11 protein-coding genes are annotated in these 18,974 nt (G+C 72.0%); 4 read left to right on the plus strand and 7 right to left on the minus strand.

All coding sequences use genetic code 11. From position 1 onward, the window contains the following. The first annotated feature begins 120 nt into the window (after positions 1 to 120). Entirely contained in the window at positions 121 to 5,415 is a 5,295-nt protein-coding gene (locus tag ACZ7PG_RS32625; RefSeq protein ID WP_470242977.1) for an RHS repeat-associated core domain-containing protein, read from the plus strand. Here the strand turns inward: ACZ7PG_RS32625 and ACZ7PG_RS32630 are convergent. Next, positions 5,370 to 5,528 carry a hypothetical protein gene (locus ACZ7PG_RS32630; protein WP_470242978.1) on the minus strand — a complete coding sequence of 53 codons (159 nt, stop codon included), beginning with the start codon at positions 5,526 to 5,528 and terminating at the stop codon, positions 5,370 to 5,372. The genes ACZ7PG_RS32625 and ACZ7PG_RS32630 overlap by 46 nt on opposite strands. A gap of 94 nt (positions 5,529 to 5,622) precedes the next feature. Between ACZ7PG_RS32630 and ACZ7PG_RS32635 the strand changes: the two genes are divergently transcribed. Further along, positions 5,623 to 6,270, plus strand: a complete 648-nt coding sequence (locus ACZ7PG_RS32635; protein ID WP_470242979.1) for a DUF4230 domain-containing protein — start codon at positions 5,623 to 5,625, stop codon at positions 6,268 to 6,270. A 2-nt stretch (positions 6,271 to 6,272) separates the two neighbouring features. On the opposite strand, the gene ACZ7PG_RS32640 is transcribed toward ACZ7PG_RS32635, so the two are convergent. From ACZ7PG_RS32640 to ACZ7PG_RS32650, 3 genes are all read right to left on the minus strand, one after another. Next, positions 6,273 to 9,422 (minus strand): family 78 glycoside hydrolase catalytic domain, encoded by a 3,150-nt coding sequence (locus ACZ7PG_RS32640; protein WP_470242980.1) that lies wholly within the window; start codon positions 9,420 to 9,422, stop codon positions 6,273 to 6,275. Positions 9,423 to 9,517: 95 nt separating this feature from the next. Then, positions 9,518 to 9,868: a UBP-type zinc finger domain-containing protein gene (locus tag ACZ7PG_RS32645; RefSeq protein ID WP_470242981.1), complete on the minus strand. Its 351-nt coding sequence runs from the start codon at positions 9,866 to 9,868 to the stop codon at positions 9,518 to 9,520. A gap of 68 nt (positions 9,869 to 9,936) precedes the next feature. Continuing rightward, positions 9,937 to 11,232, minus strand: a complete 1,296-nt coding sequence (locus ACZ7PG_RS32650) for an MFS transporter (protein WP_470242982.1) — start codon at positions 11,230 to 11,232, stop codon at positions 9,937 to 9,939. Positions 11,233 to 11,351: 119 nt separating this feature from the next. Between ACZ7PG_RS32650 and ACZ7PG_RS32655 the strand changes: the two genes are divergently transcribed. Beyond that, positions 11,352 to 12,203, plus strand: coding sequence for a PaaX family transcriptional regulator (locus ACZ7PG_RS32655; protein ID WP_470242983.1), 852 nt, complete (start codon positions 11,352 to 11,354; stop codon positions 12,201 to 12,203). Positions 12,204 to 12,221: 18 nt separating this feature from the next. Here the strand turns inward: ACZ7PG_RS32655 and ACZ7PG_RS32660 are convergent, their stop codons facing one another. After that, complete coding sequence (locus tag ACZ7PG_RS32660; RefSeq protein ID WP_470243656.1) at positions 12,222 to 13,715, minus strand: tannase/feruloyl esterase family alpha/beta hydrolase; 1,494 nt, start codon at positions 13,713 to 13,715, stop codon at positions 12,222 to 12,224. A gap of 157 nt (positions 13,716 to 13,872) precedes the next feature. Next, entirely contained in the window at positions 13,873 to 15,267 is a 1,395-nt protein-coding gene (locus ACZ7PG_RS32665) for an MFS transporter (protein WP_470242984.1), read from the minus strand. A gap of 145 nt (positions 15,268 to 15,412) precedes the next feature. On the opposite strand from ACZ7PG_RS32665, the gene ACZ7PG_RS32670 reads away from it, so the two are divergent. After that, positions 15,413 to 17,167, plus strand: coding sequence for a helix-turn-helix domain-containing protein (locus tag ACZ7PG_RS32670; RefSeq protein ID WP_470242985.1), 1,755 nt, complete (start codon positions 15,413 to 15,415; stop codon positions 17,165 to 17,167). A 6-nt stretch (positions 17,168 to 17,173) separates the two neighbouring features. Here the strand turns inward: ACZ7PG_RS32670 and ACZ7PG_RS32675 are convergent, their stop codons facing one another. After that, on the minus strand, positions 17,174 to 18,823 hold the full coding sequence (locus tag ACZ7PG_RS32675) for a long-chain fatty acid--CoA ligase (protein WP_470242986.1): 1,650 nt from the start codon (positions 18,821 to 18,823) through the stop codon (positions 17,174 to 17,176). Positions 18,824 to 18,974 lie beyond the last annotated feature (151 nt).

Raw genomic sequence — 18,974 nt, forward strand, 5'->3', positions numbered from 1 at the left:
CGGCCCGAGGGCACGATCGGCTGGTCGAAAAGGCATCCCGCGGGGCTGGCGACCATCATGCGTACACCGCTTGTTAACTTCGGTGGTGGTCGCTCGGCAGGTGAAGGGGAAGGTCAGCACGTGAGCAATCCGTTGGTCGCGGAAACCAAGGATTCGACGACGGCGTATTCGGGGATCTCCCTGCTGGAGTCGGCGAACGACCTGAAGTCCGCGATCGAAAGCGGTGACTGGGCGTCCGTGGCGATGGGCGCCGTCGGCACCGCCCTCGACGCCCTCTCGATGGCCATGGACCCCTTCGGGGCGATCCTCGCCGCCGGCGTCGGCTGGCTCATCGAACACGTCGGCCCACTCAAGGAAGCCCTCAACGGCCTGACCGGCAACGCCGACGAAATCGCCGCCCAGTCGGAGACCTGGAAGAACGTCGCCACCGAGCTCGGCAGCATCGGCCAGGACCTCACCGGCATGGTCAAGACCGACACCGCGTCGTGGACCGGGAACGCCGGCGACACCTACCGCCAACGCGCGCAGGACACCGTCACCCTGCTGGAAACCGCCCAGAAGGGCTGCGAAGGCGCCTCCAGCGGCGTCAAGACCGCCGGTGAGGTCGTCGCCGCGGTCCGCGCGCTCGTCCGCGACATCATCGCCGAGCTCGTCGGCCACCTCATCAGCTGGGCCCTGCAGGTCGTCTTCACTCTCGGCATCGGCCTGACCTGGGTCGTCCCGCAGGTCATCGGCGCCGTCGCGAAAACCGCGTCGAAGATCGCCGACATCACCAAACGCCTCGTCAAGGCGCTGCAGGCGCTGATCCCGCTGCTCAAGCGGGCCGGCGACCTGTTCGCCGACGCCGCCAAGGCCCTCAAGAACATCAAGCCGGGCAAGGCCGCGCCGCCGCCGAAGAGCATCGACATCAAGGGCAACCCGAAGGGTCTCGACGGGCCCAACGGCAAGGGCGGACCGGACGCGCCGCCGCCGAAGACCGACCCGCCGCCGACGCCCAAGGGCGACGACAGCACCAGCGCGTCGGGCGCGAAGGGCGACAACACCACGCCGTCCGGGGACCACACTCCCCCGAAGACCGACCCGCCGCCCGCCTCGAAGGGCCCCGACGACACGCCGAAGAGCCCGGACCCGACGCCGCCGCCCGCTTCGAAGGGCCCGGACGGGAACACCACGCCCTCCGGCACGCCGAAGGGCGACCCCAAGGGCGACGGGTCGCGGATCAAGGACAACAACAGCAAGCCGGACGAGCACACCACGCAGACGAAGGACAAGACCGACTGCGGCGACCCGATCGACGTCGCGACCGGCGCCGTGATCCTCGTGCAGGAGGACGTCTCGCTCCCCGGCGCGCTGCCGCTCGTGGTCGAGCGCACGCACCTGTCGACCTACCGCGCCGGCCGGCTGTTCGGCCCCAGCTGGGCCTCGACGCTCGACGAACGGCTCGAGGTGGAGCCGGACGGGCTGCACCTGGCGCTGGCCGACGGCACGCTGCTGCGGTTCCCGGTCCCGCGGGGCGTGGAGGCCGTGGTCCCGGAGAGCGGCCCGTACCTGGCGCTGCGCCGGGTCCGGCACGGCTTCATCGTCGGCGACCCGCAGTCCGACCGCATGCGCTACTTCGCGGGCCGCCGCGGCGACACCACCCTGCCGCTGCGCGCGGTCGTGGACGGCGCGGGGAACCGGATCGTGCTGCGCCACCGCGACGGCGTGCCGGTGGCGATCGAGCACTCCGGCGGCTACCGCGTCGAGATCGACAGCGCCGACGGCCTGGTCACGGCGTTGCGCACCGCGGGGTCCCCGGTGCCGCTGGCGGAGTACACCTACGACTCCGCGCGCCGGCTGACCGAGGTCGTCGACGCGGTCGGCACCCCGCAGAAGTTCACCTACGACGCCGACGGCCGGCTCTCGCGCTGGGAAGACGTCAACGGCCGCTGGTACCGCTACGGCTACGACGCCGAGGGCCGCTGCGTGCGTGCCCAGGGCACCGAGAACTACCTCAACACCGAACTGGCCTACGAGCCCGGCGTCACGACCGTCACGAACTCGCTCGGCGCCGTCACCCGCTACCGGCTCGACGAGCGGCTGCGGGTGGTCGGCCAGACCGACCCGCTCGGGCACACCACCAGTGCCGAACGGGACCGCTTCGGGCGCGTGGTCGCCGAGACCGACGAGCTCGGCCACGTCACGCGCTGGGACTACGACGAGATCGGCAACCTCGTCGCGGTCACGCGGCCCGACGGCGGCCGCGTGGTCTACGGCTACGACGAGCGGCACCGGCCCGTCGCGGTGACCGGCCCGGACGGCGGCGTGTGGCGCTACGAATACGACCGGCGCGGCAGCCTCGCCCGCACCGTCGACCCGGCCGGCGCGGCGACCGCCTACACCTACGACCCCTTCACCGGCACCGTGGACTCGGTGACCGACGCCCTCGGCGGGGTCACCCGGATCCAGGCCAACGCCGCCGGGCTCCCGCTGCTCATCACCGAGCCGGACGGCGCCGTGTGGCGCTACGGCTACGACGCGCTCGGCAACATCACCAGCGAGACCGACCCGGCGGGCAACACCAGCACGGTGGTCCGCGACGCCGCCGGCAGCGTCGTGCAAGCGCGCGACGCCGACGGCGCGATCGAGCGGTTCGCTTCGACGGCGCGCGGCAACTTCGAGGAGCGCACGGACGCGCGCGGGGGCGTCAGCCGCATCGAGTACGCGCAGTTCGACGTCGCGGTCAGCGAGCGGGCCCCGGACGGCGGCACGCTGAAGTACGGCTACGACACCGAACTGCGGCTCACCTCGGTCACCAACGAGCGTGGCCTGGTGTGGCGCTACGAGTACGACGCCGCCGGCCGGAAGGTCGGCGAGACCGACTACAACGGACGCGTCCTGCGCTACGGCTACGACCCCGTGGGACGGCTCGTGCTCCGCACCAACGGCGCCGGGCAGACCATCACCCTCGAGCGCGACAGCGTGGGCCGGGTCGTGCGGCGCAGCAGCGCCGACGAGGTCGCCGTGTTCACCTACGACGAGGCCGACCGGATGCTGTCGGCGGCCAACGCGCACAGCGAGGTCCGGTTCACCTACGACAAGCTCGGCCGCGTGCTGTCCGAGTCGATCAACGGCCGGGTCGTGCACTCGCGGTTCGACGCACTCGGCCGCCGCGTCGGCCGCCGGACACCCTCGGGCGCGGAGTCGGTGGTCGGGTACGACCCGGCCGCCCGCCCGACCGTGCTGGCCACCGCCGGGCGCACCCTGCGGTTCGGCTACGACGCCGCGGGCCGGGAAACCGTGCGCGGCCTGTACGGCGGCGCCGGACCGGTCGCGGAGCTGCGCCAGGACTGGACGCCCACCGGGCAGCTGGCGGCGCAGACGGTCCTGCGGGGCCCGGAAACCCTGCAGCGGCGCGAATACGGCTACCTGCCCGACGGCTACCTCGCCGGGGTCAACGACCTGATCTCCGGGCAGCGCACCCTCGACGTCGACGCCGTCGGCCGGGTCCGGTCCGTGCGCGGCCCGCGGTGGCAGGAGACCTACGACTACGACGTGACCGGGGCGGTCACCGGAGCCGGCTGGCTCGGCGCGCCCCAGGCCAGCGGGCCTCGCGCCTACACCGGCACCCTGCTCACCGCCGCGGGTCCCACCGCCTACGGCCACGACGGGGAAGGCCGCGTCGTCACCCGCGAACGCGGCGGGCAGCGCTGGACCTACGAGTGGAGCGCGGAGAACCGGCTGCTCGGCGTACGCACGCCGGACGGCACGACGTGGCGCTACCGCTACGACCCGTTCGGCCGCCGGATCGCCAAGCAGCGCCTGGACGCGAACGGCGCGGTCGCCGAGCAGGTCGAGTTCGCGTGGGACGGGCAGGTGCCGGCCGAACAGGTCCACAGTGGACCGGGCCGGCCGCCGGTCGCCACGGTGTGGGAGTACGCGCCCGGCTCGCCGCTCCCCCTCACCCAGACCGAACGCGTCCTCGGCGCGAGTGGCGGAGACCGGTTCCACGCGCTCGTCCCCGACCTGGTCGGGGCGCCCGCGGAGCTGGTCGACGACACCGGGGCGCTGGCCGGGCACCTGCACACGGCGTTGTGGGGCCCGGGGGTCTCGGCCGGCGGAACGGCGAGTACCCCGCTGCGGTTCCCCGGCCAGTACCACGACCCGGAGACCGGGCTGCACTACAACCGGTACCGCTACTACGACCCCGAGACCGGGCGGTTCCTGTCCCACGACCCGCTGGGCCTGACCCCGGCGCCGGACTCGCTGGCCTACGTCGGCAACCCGACCGCCATGACCGACCCGCTCGGCCTGGGCCCGACGCGGACCACGCCGTGCGCGGCCGCGGCCGCCAAGGCTCAGGCGCACCCCTACGCCCGGGGGAACTCCGGGCCGTCGACGAGCAAGCGCAAGTACCCCGAAAGCACCTACGGCGACAAGGACGCCGAGCGTAAGCGGCTCGACGACAAGCACGACTACACGATCAACGGCAAGAAGACGCACCAGTCCGAGCACGCAGGCGGCTTCGACATCCTCAGCGACAACGGCGGCACGAAGCTGCCTCGCAAGGAGCAGGGGCCGCTGGAGAACAACGCCAACGCGTACTACGAGGACTTCCCCAACCACCGGTACCACCCGGGCACGGGCAAGGGCAGCGGCAGCCACGAATCCGGGTTCACCAAGGGTGACGTCCGCGACGAGCCCAACGTCACCAAGGACGACAAGCTCGGGTACAACGACCGCCTCGGTTCGTACCGGAACGCGCAGCGCAACGCCATCGAGGCCAACGACCCGAGCACCGCGGTCCAGCTCAACCAGCTCGGTTACGGGCACCAGCAGGGGTTCCAGACGCCGGAGACCATGAAGGCGGGTCACCCCGACCCGCACAGCTTCTCCGACAAGGTCTACCACGGGGACGATCCCAACCACGTCCACAACAAGGACCACCCGCTGTACGACGAGAAGAAAGCGGACGCGGCGAAGGCCGAGCAGGACCGGCGCGACGCCGCCGCCGACGCCGCCCCGAACGACCCGAGCCGGAAGACCTACGACGACGAGCGGAAGCGGATGGACATCGCCGACGACTCGTACCACAAGATGGTCGACGACATGCACTCCAGCGGCGAGGGCATGCGGTACAACCCGCAGACGGGCCAGGCCGTCCCGGCGGGCGGGCACACGGTCGACGGCACCGGGCACGTGACCACGAAGCCGATCGACAAGTGGGACGCGGCCGAGATGCACGGCGCGCGCGACGCGGCGCGCACCGGCGAATGGCCGGGCTACGGCGGTTTCTACAAGAACCCGACGGCCGACGAGTGGGCCGCCCTCGACCGCGGCGACCTCGACCCGCCGTCGCTCAAGAACATCACGGACAAGGACATCGCCGACTACTGGGCGGCGAAGAAGGACCCGAACGCGATGGACGTCGACTGATCGCCCAGGGGCGCGCCGATCTTCTCGCCCTTGCGATAGCCGCCGAAGATCAATCCGAGCACCAGGATGGCGAGGACGACCAGCAGGACCCACAGCCACACGGACTTGCGCACGAAGCTTCCCCTCTGCGGAGATCCGACCACGTAGGCGGATCACGGTACCGCCGCCCGCGCTTGACCGCGCAGCGGAGTGGGTAACCTTCCCGCCATGGGCGCATGGGGCAAGCGACTCGTCGCGATCGCGGCGGCAGTGGTGCTTTTGGCCGTGGCAGTACTCGTCGCGTCGGCGGTGCACCTGTTACCCCAGCTGCGCAACCCGTTCGCCGAGAAGACCGAGGAGCGCTCGGGTCCGGTGCTGCTGCAGTCGATCGTCGAGCTGTCGCGCTACGAGGCGGCCAGCGGGTCGTTCCAGGTCGTCGTCGACATCAAGACCAGCTCGATCCTGCCCAGCTTCCTCTCCGGCAGCGACACGCTGTTCATCGGCGTCGGCACGGACAACGCCTACGTCGACTTCTCGGGCCTGAAGGGCGACGCGGTCAAGGTTTCCGACGACCGCCTGTCCGCCACGCTCACCTTGGCGCACGCCCGGCTCGAGCCGGCGACCCTGGACACCAAGGAGTCCTACGTCTACGCGCAGCAGCAGGGCCTGTTCACCCGGATCAACGACTTCCTCAGCGGCAACCCGAACTCGCAGCAGGCGCTGTACCAGCTCGCGCAGAAGCAGATCGAGGGCGCGGCCGCGAAGAGCACGCTGGTCGCCGACGCCGAGCGCAACACCAAGGCGATGCTGGTCGGCCTGCTGCAGTCGCTGGGCTTCAAGAACGTCACGGTGAACTACGCCGACAACACCGGCTGACCTCAGGCGCAGTGGCGCACGGTGAACTTCGACGTTCCCGAAGCGACCGGCATCCGCTGCCCGGTCGGCAGGGTGACCGTGGCGGTCGTGTTGGCCGGCACGGTCACGGTGAGGTCGAAGCGGCAGCCGGTCTGCGTCCACTCCGACGAGACCACCCCGCGGACCGTGTCGATCGACGCCGCGACGTGCCCGAGTCCGGCGGGCACCCGCGGGGCGATGGCGATCGACGCGTACCCCGGCGCCGCGGGCGTGATGCCGGCGAACTGGGTGTAGAAGGCGGCGTTGATCCCGGCGAACATCGCGTGGTCGTGGGTTTCCATGCCGGACTCGTACGTCCACTGCTCCCACGGCGTCGTCGCGCCGCGGCCGATCTCGTACCCGAAGCCCGGGTACGTCTTCTGGCGGAGCACAGTCAAGGCGACGTCGATCCGCCCCGCCGCCGCGAGCGCCTCGGGCAGGTACCGGGTGCCGAAGATGCCGGTGTCGAGGTGCCCGCCGTCCTTGGTCAGGATCGTGTCGGCCAGCTTCGCGCCGACGGCGGCCACCTTGTCCGGCGGCACCATGCCGAAGGCGAGCGGCAGGATGCCGGCCGTCTGCCGGCCGTCGCCGTAGGTGGCGCCGTCGAGGAAGTGCGCGTTGAACGCGGCGGCGATCGCCTTCGCCAGGTCCGCGAAGTGCGCCGCGTCGCCGGTGTTCCCGAGTGCCCGCGCGGCTTTCGCGACATCGTCGGCCTGCCGGTAGGACAGCGCGGTGTTGACCAGTGAGCGCTCGCTGAAGCACGCTCCGGCGGACGGGTTTCCCTGTCCCCCACCGGCGTTCGGGTCGGGCGGGCACCAGTCGCCGAACCCGCGGTCCTCCGGCCAGACGAGACCCGGGTAGGTGGCGGCGTTGGTGTCCACGAACGCCTTCATCGCCGGGTAGGCGGCGGCCAGGCGCGGAAGGTCGCCGTACTGCTCGTAGAGCGACCAGGCCAGGTCGACCGAGCCGCCGCCCATGTCCGGCAGCTGGGCGTTGCCGTCGTCGCTGGGCAGCGCCGTGCCGGGCGGCAGGTCGAGCAGGTACTTGCCGTAGAAGGTGTCCATGCCGAAGTCGAGGACGGACGCGTCGTGGTAGGCCTGCACGTCCATGCCCGGCGGCGTCCGCTCGTCGCGGACCGGGTTGTCCGTCGGCAGGCTCATCGAGTTGTTCAGGACCGCGCGCCGGTTGTTCGCCCAGATCGCGTTCAGCAGCGGGTCGGACGTCTCGACGTGCCCGGTGGCGGCGACGTCGGCGTGCGCGACCCGACCGGCGACGCTGCCGAGGTCCGGCGTCCCCGGGAAGCCGGTGAGCTCGAGGTAGCGGAAGCCGTGGTAGGTGAACCGGGGCTCGTAGACCTGGACCCCGCGTGCGGCGCCGAGCGTGTAGGAGTCGGTCGACGCGGCGTTGCGGTTGGTCGTCGTGTCGAGCATTCCCTCCGAGGTCAGCTCTTCCGCGGTCCGCATGCGCACGGTCGTTCCGGCCGGTCCGGCGACGCGCAGCTGTGCCCAGCCGGCGAAGTTCTCCCCGAAGTCGTAGACGTACACACCGGGACGCGGCTGCTTCACCGCGACGGGCCGGAGGGTGCGGACCACGCGGATCGGCGGCGCGGTCGAGCCGGTGAGCGACGGCGAAGGCGCGGTCGCGGCCTTCACCGGGTGCCAGGCCGAGTCGTCGAAGCCGGGGCGGTCCCAGCCGTCCTGCCGCAGCCGGGCGTCGTAGCTTTCGCCCGCGTAGAGGTCGTTGGCCGTCACCGGGCCGTCCGACCACCGCCAGGATTCGTCGGTCGTGACCGTCCGGCGGGTCCCGTCCGCGAAGGTGACGACCAGCGCCACGATCCCCTGCTTCGGCCCGGTCCAGCGGAACCCGTACTGGCTGAAGCGCGACCCGTACCCGTTGCCCAGCCACAGGCCCGCGGCGTTCCGTCCGATGTGGACCTGGTTTGTCACATCGAAGGAGTCGTACAGGTTCCGCTTGTCGTACGGCGTGCTCCCCGGCGACAGCACCTGGTCGCCGACCTTGCCGCCGTTCAGGCTCAGTTCGTAGAAGCCCAGCCCGTAGACGTAGGCGCGGGCGCTCGCGACGGGCTTGTCCAGGGTGAACTCGTGGCGCAGCAACGGCGCGTCCGGCGACTGGGCGAGCAGGAGCGGGTCGCCCTGGGGTTCGAGCATCCCGCCGGTGATCGTGGCGCCGCGGAACCGGGCGTCGGGAGTGGCCGAAAAGTCGTCCGAGAACAACGGCGCGCCGTCGAGACCGTGCACGGCCAGGTTGTCGTAGGCGGCGGCCTCGGGCGTGCCCTGGCTGACCGAGGTCCGGAACCCGATGGTGCCCGCGCGCACCGCGTCGACCGTCCGGGAGTCCACCTCGGTGCCGTCGATGGCCGTGACGACGGTGCTCCCCCGCGCTTCGATCCGCAGGTGGTGCGGCGCGCCGACGGTCTGCGGGGTGATGACCGCGCCCAGGTCGGTCTCCCCGAGGAGCGCGAACGATCCGTGGGTCTTGGCGTGCGGCCGCAGCAGCACCTTGCCCGGGGTGGTGGCGGCGTTCACCTGCCACATCAGGAAGTCGTCGGGCCCGGTGGCCCGGAAGACCACGCTCGCGGCCGCGGACTTGATCGTGAAGTCGGTGTCCAGCACGAAGTCCTGCCAGGCGTAGGCACCGCCGGTGTCCGGCGTGATCCACTCGGCGCCCGCCCAGTCGGCCGGCCGACTGGGCCCGGTCTCCCACCACGCCGGGGCGGCCTTGGCCGGCGATCCCCCGCGGGCGCCCCACACTTCGACGGTCCAGTAGTTCCGCTTCCCGACGCCGGCGGCGGGCCCGCGGTAGGGCACCGCGACGGACTCGGCGCTCGCGACCCGGCCGCTGTCCCAGACGTCGGCCCGGTTCTCGGCGAGCAGCCGGGGACTGCTCGCGACGAGGATCCGGTACGCCGTCTGCCGCGCGCCGGGCTGTCCGGACCGGAGCTTCCAGCTCAGGGACGGGGTGGCGCTCGCGGCCAGCGGGTCGACGACGTTGTCGGTCCGCAGGTCGAAGGCTTGGAGCTGCCCTTCGGACCCGCTCGCGGCCGGCGTCGCGAACGACGTCACCAGCGACGCGGCCAGGAAAGCGAGCAGGACTCGTGCGCGACAACCGGCCATGACCGCTCCACCCACCCTACTTGAAACGATTCAAGCGAGGGTAGCACCGGAGGGGCGCACGTCCCAGGTTGTCTACAGGACAGGAAAAGCGCCGCTCACTGGTGCAGGCGCTGGTTCCAGTCCTCGGGCACGCGCTCGGCCGGACCCGGCGCGCTCTGGGTCAGCGGCCGGTGCCCGGGAGCGGCGAGCTCCGGACCGGACTCGTACATCGCCTGCTCGCCGTAGTCCCAGAACCACTCTTCGCCGGGCTCGAAGCTGCGCACGAACCGGTGTCCCGAGGCCGCGGCGTGGGCGCTCGCGTGCTGACCGGGCGAGGAGTCGCAGCACCCGATGTGCCCGCATTCGGCACAGCGCCGGAGGTGGAACCACCAGCCCTGCGGATCGGCGGTGTCGCAGTCCGCACAGCCCGTGCCGCTGGGTGGCACCGACGGATCCACACCTTGCATGCGAACTCCTCTGCTCGGAGACGGCCGGGGGCGCCGCGCAACGAGTCCGACTGTAATGCGAACCGTCATCACGCGCTCCCGGCGACCACCCCGGCCGGATCCGCCAAGTCGACGTCGCGGCTTTCGCGCAGGACGAGCACGCACAGAACCGTGACGAGGCAGCAGCCCGCGATCACCGCGGAGATCAGGCCCGTCCCCGCGCCGGCGACGGCCGCGAACACCACCGGGCCGATGCCCGCGCCGAGGCCGGCGATCTGGTAGCCGAGCGACGCGCCGGTGTAGCGGCTGCGGGTGGCGAACAGCTCCGTGTACAGCGCGGCCAGCGGGCCGTACATCGCCGGGTGCGCGACCGACTGCCCCAGCACGACCGCCAGCGTCAGCAGGGCCGCCGAACCGCTGTCGATCAGCGGGAACAGCACGAACCCGACCACGCCCATGGCCAGCGCCCCGGCGATGACCACCGGACGTCTCCCGACGCGGTCGGACAGCGCCGAGTAGCCGATGATGCCGATCACCGCACCGACCGAGGACACGGTGATCGCGTTGAGCACGGTCTGGCGCGCGAACCCCGCGTGGACGGCGTAGGACAGGAGGTACGTGGTGAGCGTGCCCTGCGCGACGAAGGCGCCGAACCCCACGCCGATCGCCAGGAGCAGGTTCTTCGGGTGGTGGCGCAGCACCTCCAGCAGCGGCGCTCCGGCGGACCGTTCGGCCGTGGCGAACACCGGCGTCTCGTCGACCTTCAGCCGGACGAACAGGCCGATCGCGAGCAGCACGACGCTGAGCAGGAACGGCACGCGCCAGCCCCACGAGAGGAACTGCGCGTCGGTGGTCACCGCGCCCATCAGCGTGAGCAGCAGCGTGGACACCACCATCCCGCTGGGTGCCCCGGCGTTGGTGAAGCTCGCCCAGAGCCCGCGGCGGCTGGTCGCGTGCTCGGCCGACATCAGCACCGCGCCGCCCCACTCGCCGCCGACGGCGATGCCCTGCAGCACGCGCAGCACGATCAGCAGGACCGGCGCCCACACCCCGATCTGCGCATACGTCGGCAGGACGCCGATCAGCGTGCTCGCGACGCCCATCATCGACATCGTGATCACGAGCATCCGCTTGCGCCCCAGCAGGTCGCCGAAGTGCCCGAAGACGATCCCGCCGATCGGCCGCGCCAGGTAGCCGGTGGTGAAGGTGCCGAGGCTGGCGATCGTGCCGAGCACCGGGTCCAGGTTCGAGAAGAAGACCTTGTTGAACACCACCGCCGACGCCGTGGCGTAGAGGAGGAAGTCGTAGTACTCGATCACGCTGCCGAAGTAGCTGGAGAGCACCGCGCGGCGCAGCTGCGCCCGCGAGCGGAGGTTTTCTGCCATCGCTCCTGCCTCGTCGCCGTCCCCACGTGACCCGCGTCACGTCGCGACGAACGTTAAGCACTTTGGTGACCACCGTCAAGACACTGCCCAACATCAGGAGGGGGCTTATGCTCGCGGGCGTGAGCGATCTGGCCGTCTCCGCCGCCGAGGGCATCGGCGCCGACACCCCGCGTCCGCAGACGCTGCTGCTCACGTTCTTCGCCTGCCACGTCCTCGACCGCGGGATACACGTCGCCACCGCGAGCGTGCTCGACGTGCTGGACCGCGTCGGCGTCTCCGAGCACGCCACCCGGTCCACGCTGAGCCGCATGGCGCGACGCGGCCTGCTGCACCGGGTGCGCCGCGGCCGGCACGTCTACGTCGGCCTCACCGAACGGTCGCGGGCGATCCTGCACGACGGCGAGCGCCGCATCTGGCGGGCCGGCGCGGTCAACCGGCAGTGGGACGGCACGTGGACGCTGCTCGGGTTCTCGATGCCCGAGTCGTGGCAGCGCCAGCGGCACGCCCTGCGGTCCCGGCTGCTGTGGGCCGGGTTCGGCAGCCTGCAGGGCGGCCTCTGGATCGCACCGGGCGAGGTCGACCCGGTCCCGCTGCTCGACGGCCTCGGCGCGGACGGTCACGTCAAGGTGTTCCAGGCCCGGGCGCTGCCGCCGACGGAGGTCGCCGGGATCGTCCGGGAGGCCTGGGACACCGACGGGCTGGCCGGGCGCTACCGGGCGTTCCTGGCCCGCTGGCGGGACCCCGCGGCCCAGGTGCCCGACAGCCTCGCCCGCGACCTGCTCCTGGAGTCCGACTGGCTGCAGACCATCCGCACCGACCCCCGGCTGCCCCGGGAGCACCTGCCGGCGGACTGGCCCGCCGAGCCGGCCCAGGAGCTGTTCTTCGCGCTCAGCGAGCAGTTGCGGCCGGCGGCCCGCACCATCGCGGCCGACATCCTCGACTCGATCACCGACGAGCAGGCCGACGCCTGACCCGGGCGCGCACCGGTTTCAGCGCGTGCAGGCGAAGCTCGAGGCCAGGCTCGGATCCCCCTTCCGGTACCGCGGCCACTCCGGGTACGCGCAGAGCGGCCGCGTGCGGGCATGGGTCGTGTCGGTCACGACCGGGTTCACCGGCGGCTGGCCCCGGTCGACCCAGCGTTCCAGCGCCGACAACGAATCCCAGCTCGCGCTGACCGCCGGGGTGCCGAAGTTGGCGTGGTTCGCTCCGGGCACGACGTAGTAGCGCAGGAACGCGTCGGTCGCCCGCGAACCCGACACCGCGCGCACCCGCTCGTAGTAGTCGCTGGTCGAGTAGGGCGAAACCAGCTCGTCCGCGGCGCCGTGGAGCAGGATCAGCTTGCCGCCTGCCCGGGCGAACGGGCGCAGGTCCGCGTTGTTGCGATCCTCCACTGTGGACAACGCGCTGACCCGGCCGAGCCACTTCCCGGGGTGCCGGGGATCGATGTCGAGGGAGTTCTGCAGCGGGTCCCTGGTCAGGAAGTACTTGACCCACTGGTCCCAGTACTGCATCCCGTAACCGCTCGTGACCGGCATCGGGTTCGCCGGGGCGGTGGTGCCGAACCCGAGGAACGGGGTCCGCATGTCGGCCCCCGAGAGGAACGGGAAGCCCGGGTACTGCGTCTCGCCGCTGGCGACGCGGTACGGCCACCGGAACGGCGACGACATCGCCGTCACCGCCCCGATCTGCGCGTCCGACAGGCAGGCCGGACCGGCGTCGGTGCCGCCCGGGCAGCGGAGCGCGCGAGGGTCGAAGTGGCAAGCTCCGGGGTTCGAAATCACCTTGTCCACCAAGCCGTCCAGGCGGTCACAAGCGTTGACGACACTGGTGTAGACGAGCGTCTGCTTGTCGACGCCGAGGAACGCGCCGGGGCGGGACAGGACCTGTGCCAGGTACCCCAGGTCGAGGATCTCGGCGAGGTTGTTCCAGGCCGGGTAGGCCGCGATCACGCCGTCGAACGCGGTCGGCCACCGCTGGGCGACGTTGAGCGCTTCGCGGCCGCCGGTCGATCCGCCGGAGAAGAAGACTTCGGCGGGCTTCGTCCCGTAGCCGTGCCGGATCAGGAACAGGCTCGCGTCGAGGGTCTTCTTGAGGGCGTCACCGGCGGCGAAGTTCGTCAGGGCCTCGTCGTTCGCCCCGAACGACCCGTCGAGGGACGGCGGGGACGCCGGGTTCTGCTGGTGGCCGGAGTCGCTCGCGAACGTCGCGTACCCGCGGGCCAGCGGCGCCGGCTGGTCCGCCGGGCCGAACGGCACGTTCGACGCCGGATCGGGGATGGTGCCGTTGTAGCCGCCACCGCCGAACATCAGCGCCTTGTGGTTCCAGTCGTCGGGCAGGTCGACGCGCAGCTTGATGGCGGGCGCGGCCGGGTCGACGGGGAAGACGTCGGCGTCGGCCTGGCAGAACCGGATCGTCTTGCCGCTGACGACGGCGGTCGTGACCGCGGCCGCCGTGACGCGGCCGCCGGTCGTCGGCAGGCTCATGACCGACGCCGGGATCTTCAGCTGGTTCAGCGCGGCGCACCCCGGTGCCGGCGGGGTCGAGGCCGGCGTCGCGGCCGCGGGTCCGGCCAGGGCGGTCGCCACCAGGAGCGTCAGCACCGGCACTGCGAGCCGGCGGGTCGTTCGCTTCACTCGGGCCTCATTTCCCGGCGTAGAGGTGCGCGCCGGGGATGGCGTGCGGGTCGTCCCGGACTTCGGCGGGGTTCGTCTCCGGCAGGAACCACGCGCTGGCGAAGGTGATCAGCCCCATCAGCGTGATGTAGCCGGCGACCGCCAGGGTGTTCCCGGTCCCCGCGATGAGCGCGGTCATCAGGAACGGCGTGCCGCCACTGACGATGATCGCGGACAGCTGGTAGGCCAGCGACGCGCCCGAGTAGCGGACGCCCGGCGCGAAGAGCTCGCCGAGGAAGCTCGCGATCGGGCCGTAGGTGAGGGTCTGGAAGATGAAACCCACCGTCACCGCGACGAAGATCAGCGGCAGCGAGGCGGTGCCGACGAGCCCGAAGTACGGGAAGGCCCACACCGCGACGCCCAGACCGCCGATCAGGATCAGCGGCCGGCGGCCCACCTTGTCCGAGAGGTGGCCGGACCACGGGATGACCACAAGCATCGCCACGGACGCGAGCAGCACGACCGCGAGCAGGGAATTCCGCTTGAGCCCCAGAGAACCGGTGCCGTAGCTCAACAGCCCGGAGATGCTGACGTAGAACAGGCTGTTGGTGGCGGACAGGAGCCCGCAGCCGAGCAGGATGGTGCCCCCCTTGCTGCGCAGGACCTGGGCCAGCGGGGCCCGGACCACCGCTTCGCCGGGCTTGGCCGTTTCCTTCTGCAGCTCGCGGAACTCCGGCGTGTCCTCCACCTTGGCCTGGATGTAGAGGACCACCGAGAACATCACGACGCTGAGCAGGAACGGGATCCGCCAGCCCCAGCTGAGGAAGGCGGCGTCCGGCATCAGCGCGCTGGCGCCGACGAAGATCAGGTTCGAGAGGATCACGGCGACCGGAACGCTGGTCTGCCCGAAGGTCCCGGCGAAACCACGCCGCTTGGGGCCGGCGGACTCGGTGAGCAGGAGCACGATGCCGCCCCACTGGCCACCGGTGGCGAGCCCCTGCACGAACCGCAGGATGACCAGCAGCGTCGGGGCCAGCGCGCCGACGCTCGCCGCGGTGGGCAGGCAGCCGATCAGGAAGGTGGCGGCCCCCATGACCGCCAGGCAGGCGACGACGACCGGCTTGCGCCCGTACTTGTCCCCGAGGTGCCCGGCGAGCACCCCGCCGATCGGCCGCGCCACGAAGCCGGCCCAGAACGTGCTGAACGCGAGGAGGGTTCCGGTCAGCGCCGAAGCGTGCGGGAAGAACACCTTGGGGAACACCAAGGCGGCGGCGGTGCCGTAGAGGAAGAAGTCGTACCACTCGATCGAGCTGCCGACGAGCCCGGCGGCCAGCAGCCTGCGGAAGGCCCGCCGCCGGGTCGGGGACGAGCCGGCGTCGGCGTGGCCGGACTGTCCTTCGGGTTGGGTGAGGGGAATTGCCATGGATGCCGCCTTCGTCTTTGAGCGCAGCCCGGTGATGGCGGTCATGTTAGGACGCCGTTACGCTGGGGTTGAGGTGTGGACCACCCACTCCTGCCGCCCCAACGGTGGCGCTTTCGTCCACTCACCGCCGAGGAAGGAAGGCACCGTGGCCAGTGGATCCGGTACGGCGGAGACACGGCGGCAGCGGGAGCTGGCGTCGTTGTACGCGACCGTCAAGTCGCTCACCGCGCTGGGCGAGCTCGACGAGGTGCTGCAGTCGATCGTCCACCACGCCCACGACCTGATCGGCACGGACTTCACCTACCTTTCCCTCGTCGGCGCCGACGGCCGGTTGTCGGCCAAGGCGGCGGAGGGCACGGTCTCCCCCACCTTCCTCGCGGCGGCGATCCCGACCGGGGTGGGACTCGGGGGCAAGGTGCTGGCCTCCCGGCGCCCGCACTGGGTGCGCGACTACGCCGCCGCGACCGCGATCGAGCACGACCGCGACTTCGACCGCCTGGTCACCACCGAGAAACTCGTGGCACTGCTCGGTGTTCCCCTGGTCATCCGGGGCGAGGCGGTGGGCGCCCTGTTCGCCGCGGACCGCTCCGAGCGGTCCTTCCAGGCCGACGAGATCGCGCTGCTGAACGCGTTCGCCGACCACGCCGCGGTGGCCATCGACAACGCCCGGCTCTACGAGGCGAGCCGGACCGCGCTGCGAGAGCTGCGGGTGGCGTACCGGAAGAGCGAACGGGCGCAAGAGATCCACGAAGCGCTGACCGGTGCGGTGCTGGGCGGCGGGACGCCGGGCGAGGTCGCCCAGCTGCTCGCCGACCAGCTCGGCGGCAGCGTGACGCTCGTCGGCCACACCGGCACCGCCGTCGTCCGGCGGGACTCGGCGTCGAGTCCGTGCCCGGATCCGGTGGACGCCGAGCTGGCCGGCGCCGTCGAGGAGGCACGACGCTCGGGCCGGTGCGCGTTCTCGGCCGGCGCCGGCGGGACGGCCCACAGCGTCGCCGCGATCCAGGCGGGCGACAGCTACCTCGGTGCCCTCGCGTGGAGCCGGAAACCCGCCGGCGGCACCGAAGTCCCGGACGCGATGGACCTGCGCACCCTCGAGCGGGCCACCCACATCCTCGGGCTGCTCATCCTCAAGGAGCGGGCCGTCGCCGACGCCGGCGAGCGGCTGAGCGGCGAGCTGCTGACCGAGCTCATGGTCGGCGGCCCCGGGATCAGCACGGCCCAGCGCGCCCGCACCCGCGCCCGCAACATCGACGTCGACGCCCTGGACCTGGTCCTCGTCGCGGACTCCCCCACCGTGGCCTCGACCGATCTTTCGCGCCACCTGCACGGCATCGCGCGGGAGCGCGCCGGGCTGGCGGGCGAGCACCTGGGCCGGGCCACGCTGATCCTCCCCGGCGGCGACGACGAGCGGACCGCCGCGGAAGTCCACAGTGGACTGCGGCGCACCCTGGGCAGCCCGCTCGTCGTCGTCGGGGAACGCGCGGTCGACCACGACTGGTCCCGCGCCTTCTCCCTCGCCCGGCGCTGCGGCGCGGTGGTCCGCGCGCTCGGGCACACCGACCTGGGCGCCACCACGCGCCAGTACGCGCTGTACGCCATGGTCTTCGACCCCGAACGGGCCGGCGAGCTCGACCGCTTCCTCGCCGGCTCCATCGGCGCGCTCCTCGACTACGACGAGCGGCGCAACGCCGGGCTCGTCGACACCCTCAGCGCCTACTACCTCCACCACGCCAACGTCGCGGCGACCGCCCGGGCGCTGCACCTGCACGTCAACACCCTGCTCAAGCGGCTGGACCGGGCCGGCACCGTGCTCGGCCTCGACTGGCGCCGCGAGAACGACCTGGAACTGCGGCTCGGGCTGCGGCTGCACCAGCTCCGCGCGACCACCCCGGCGTGAGGCGCCTCAGGCGATCCGGGCCGAGTCCCGCAGGGCGAGCTTCGATAGCTTGCCGGTGCCCGTCTTGGGCAGCGTGGGCAGGAAGACGAACTCGTCGGGCAGCCACCACTTGGCGACCAGCGGCGTGATGTGCCGCAGCAGCTCCTCGGCCGTGGCGGTGCTGCCTTCGCGCAGGGCGACGTAGGCGACCGGGCGTTCCATCCACCGCGGGTCCGGCCGGGCGACCACGGCGACTTCGACGACGTCGGGGTGGGAGGCGATGGCGCCCTCGAGCTCGACCGACGAGATCCACTCGCCGCCGGACTTGATCAGGTCCTTCATCCGGTCCACCAGCCGCAGGTAGCCCTCGGCGTCGATGGTGGCCAGGTCCCCGGTGCGCAGCCAGCCGTCCCCGGTGAAGCTGCTCTGGGCGTCCACCCGGTAGTAGCCGCCCGCCACCCAGGGGCCGGCCACCTGCAGCTCGCCGACGGCCACGCCGTCGCACGGCAGCTCCCGGCCCGTCTCGACGTCGGCGATCCGCACGTTCACCAGCGGCAGGGGCTGGCCCTGGGCCGCCCGCACGGCCAGCCGCCCGGCCTCGCTCGCGTCCCGGTGCTGGGTGCGCGTGCCCCCGATGACGCCGACCGGGCTGACCTCCGTCATCCCCCAGGAATGGGTGATGGGGACGCCGATCGCGGCGCGGTAGGTCTCCGACAGCGCCGGCGGGACGGCGGAGCCGCCGCCGAGCAGGAACCGCGTGGCACTCAGGTCGTGCTCGCGCAGGTGCGGGGCCAGGCTGGTCCAGACCGTGGGCACGGCCCCGGCGACGGTCACCCGCTCGGCCGCCATCAGCCCCAGCAGGTGCGCCGGGTCCGCGGACGCGCCGGGCAGGACCAGCGCGGCGCCCGCCATCATCGCGCCGTAGGGCAGGCCCCAGGCGTTGGCGTGGAACATCGGCACGATCGGCAGCACGACGTCGCTCTCGCTGATCCCGATGAGGCCGGCCGCGAGCGTGCCCAGGCAGTGCAGGACCGTCGAGCGGTGGCTGTAGAGCACGCCCTTCGGCGGCCCGGTCGTGCCGGAGGTGTAGCACAGCCCGGACGCCAGGTTCTCGTCCGCGAGCTCGAAGGCGTCCTCGAACGACCCCGCGAACGGCTCGGCCGCGGCGATCAGCTCGTCGTAGTGCGCGATGCGGGGGTCCGCCGGGATCTCGCCGTCGGTGCCGTCGGGCAGCACCACCCAGTGCCGCACCAGCGGCAGCCGGCCGACGCTGGGCCAGATGCGCGGCAGCAGCCCGCGATCGACGAACACGACGTCGTCTTCGGCGTGGTTGACGATGTACTCGAGGTGTTCCGCCGACAGCCGGATGTTGATCGAGTGCAGCACCCGCTTGGTGGCCGGCACCCCGAGGTAGAGCTCCAGGTGGCGCCGGCTGTTGCTCGCGAAGGTGGCGACCCGGGCGCCGGCCGGGACGCCGAGGGCGTCCAGCGCGGTGGCGAGCCGCCGGGTGTGGCCGGCCACCTCGGCGTAGGTGAGCCGCCCGGAACCGGCCGTCACGACCGGCTTGTGCGCGAAGAGCCGCTCCGCGCGGTCGACGATGTGCGCGATCGTGAGCGGCCGCGGCTGCATCAGCCCGTCGAGGACGCCGTCTCCGGGGACGCGCGCTTGGTCCGGCATGGGTCTGCTCTTTCGGTCGGCGGGTCCGGCCCCGGAGGCGGGCCCGGCGCTCGGGACGCGTGTCACTCTAAGTGCGCGTCCGGGCCGAAGTGAGGGCAGAATCTTCCACTGATCCACTCTTTCCGGCGTGAACTAGTCACACCACGGGCCG

This window comes from Amycolatopsis sp. NPDC114504 (genome assembly GCF_055633595.1).

Coding starts and splice junctions, on each gene's coding strand:
- ACZ7PG_RS32665 (WP_470242984.1), bottom strand. CDS start 15,267: ATGGCAATTCCCCTCACCCAACCCGAAGGACAGTCCGGCCACGCCGAC.
- ACZ7PG_RS32645 (WP_470242981.1), bottom strand. CDS start 9,868: ATGCAAGGTGTGGATCCGTCGGTGCCACCCAGCGGCACGGGCTGTGCG.
- ACZ7PG_RS32675 (WP_470242986.1), bottom strand. CDS start 18,823: ATGCCGGACCAAGCGCGCGTCCCCGGAGACGGCGTCCTCGACGGGCTG.
- ACZ7PG_RS32660 (WP_470243656.1), bottom strand. CDS start 13,715: ATGAGCCTGCCGACGACCGGCGGCCGCGTCACGGCGGCCGCGGTCACG.
- ACZ7PG_RS32650 (WP_470242982.1), bottom strand. CDS start 11,232: ATGGCAGAAAACCTCCGCTCGCGGGCGCAGCTGCGCCGCGCGGTGCTC.
- ACZ7PG_RS32635 (WP_470242979.1), top strand. CDS start 5,623: ATGGGCGCATGGGGCAAGCGACTCGTCGCGATCGCGGCGGCAGTGGTG.
- ACZ7PG_RS32640 (WP_470242980.1), bottom strand. CDS start 9,422: ATGGCCGGTTGTCGCGCACGAGTCCTGCTCGCTTTCCTGGCCGCGTCG.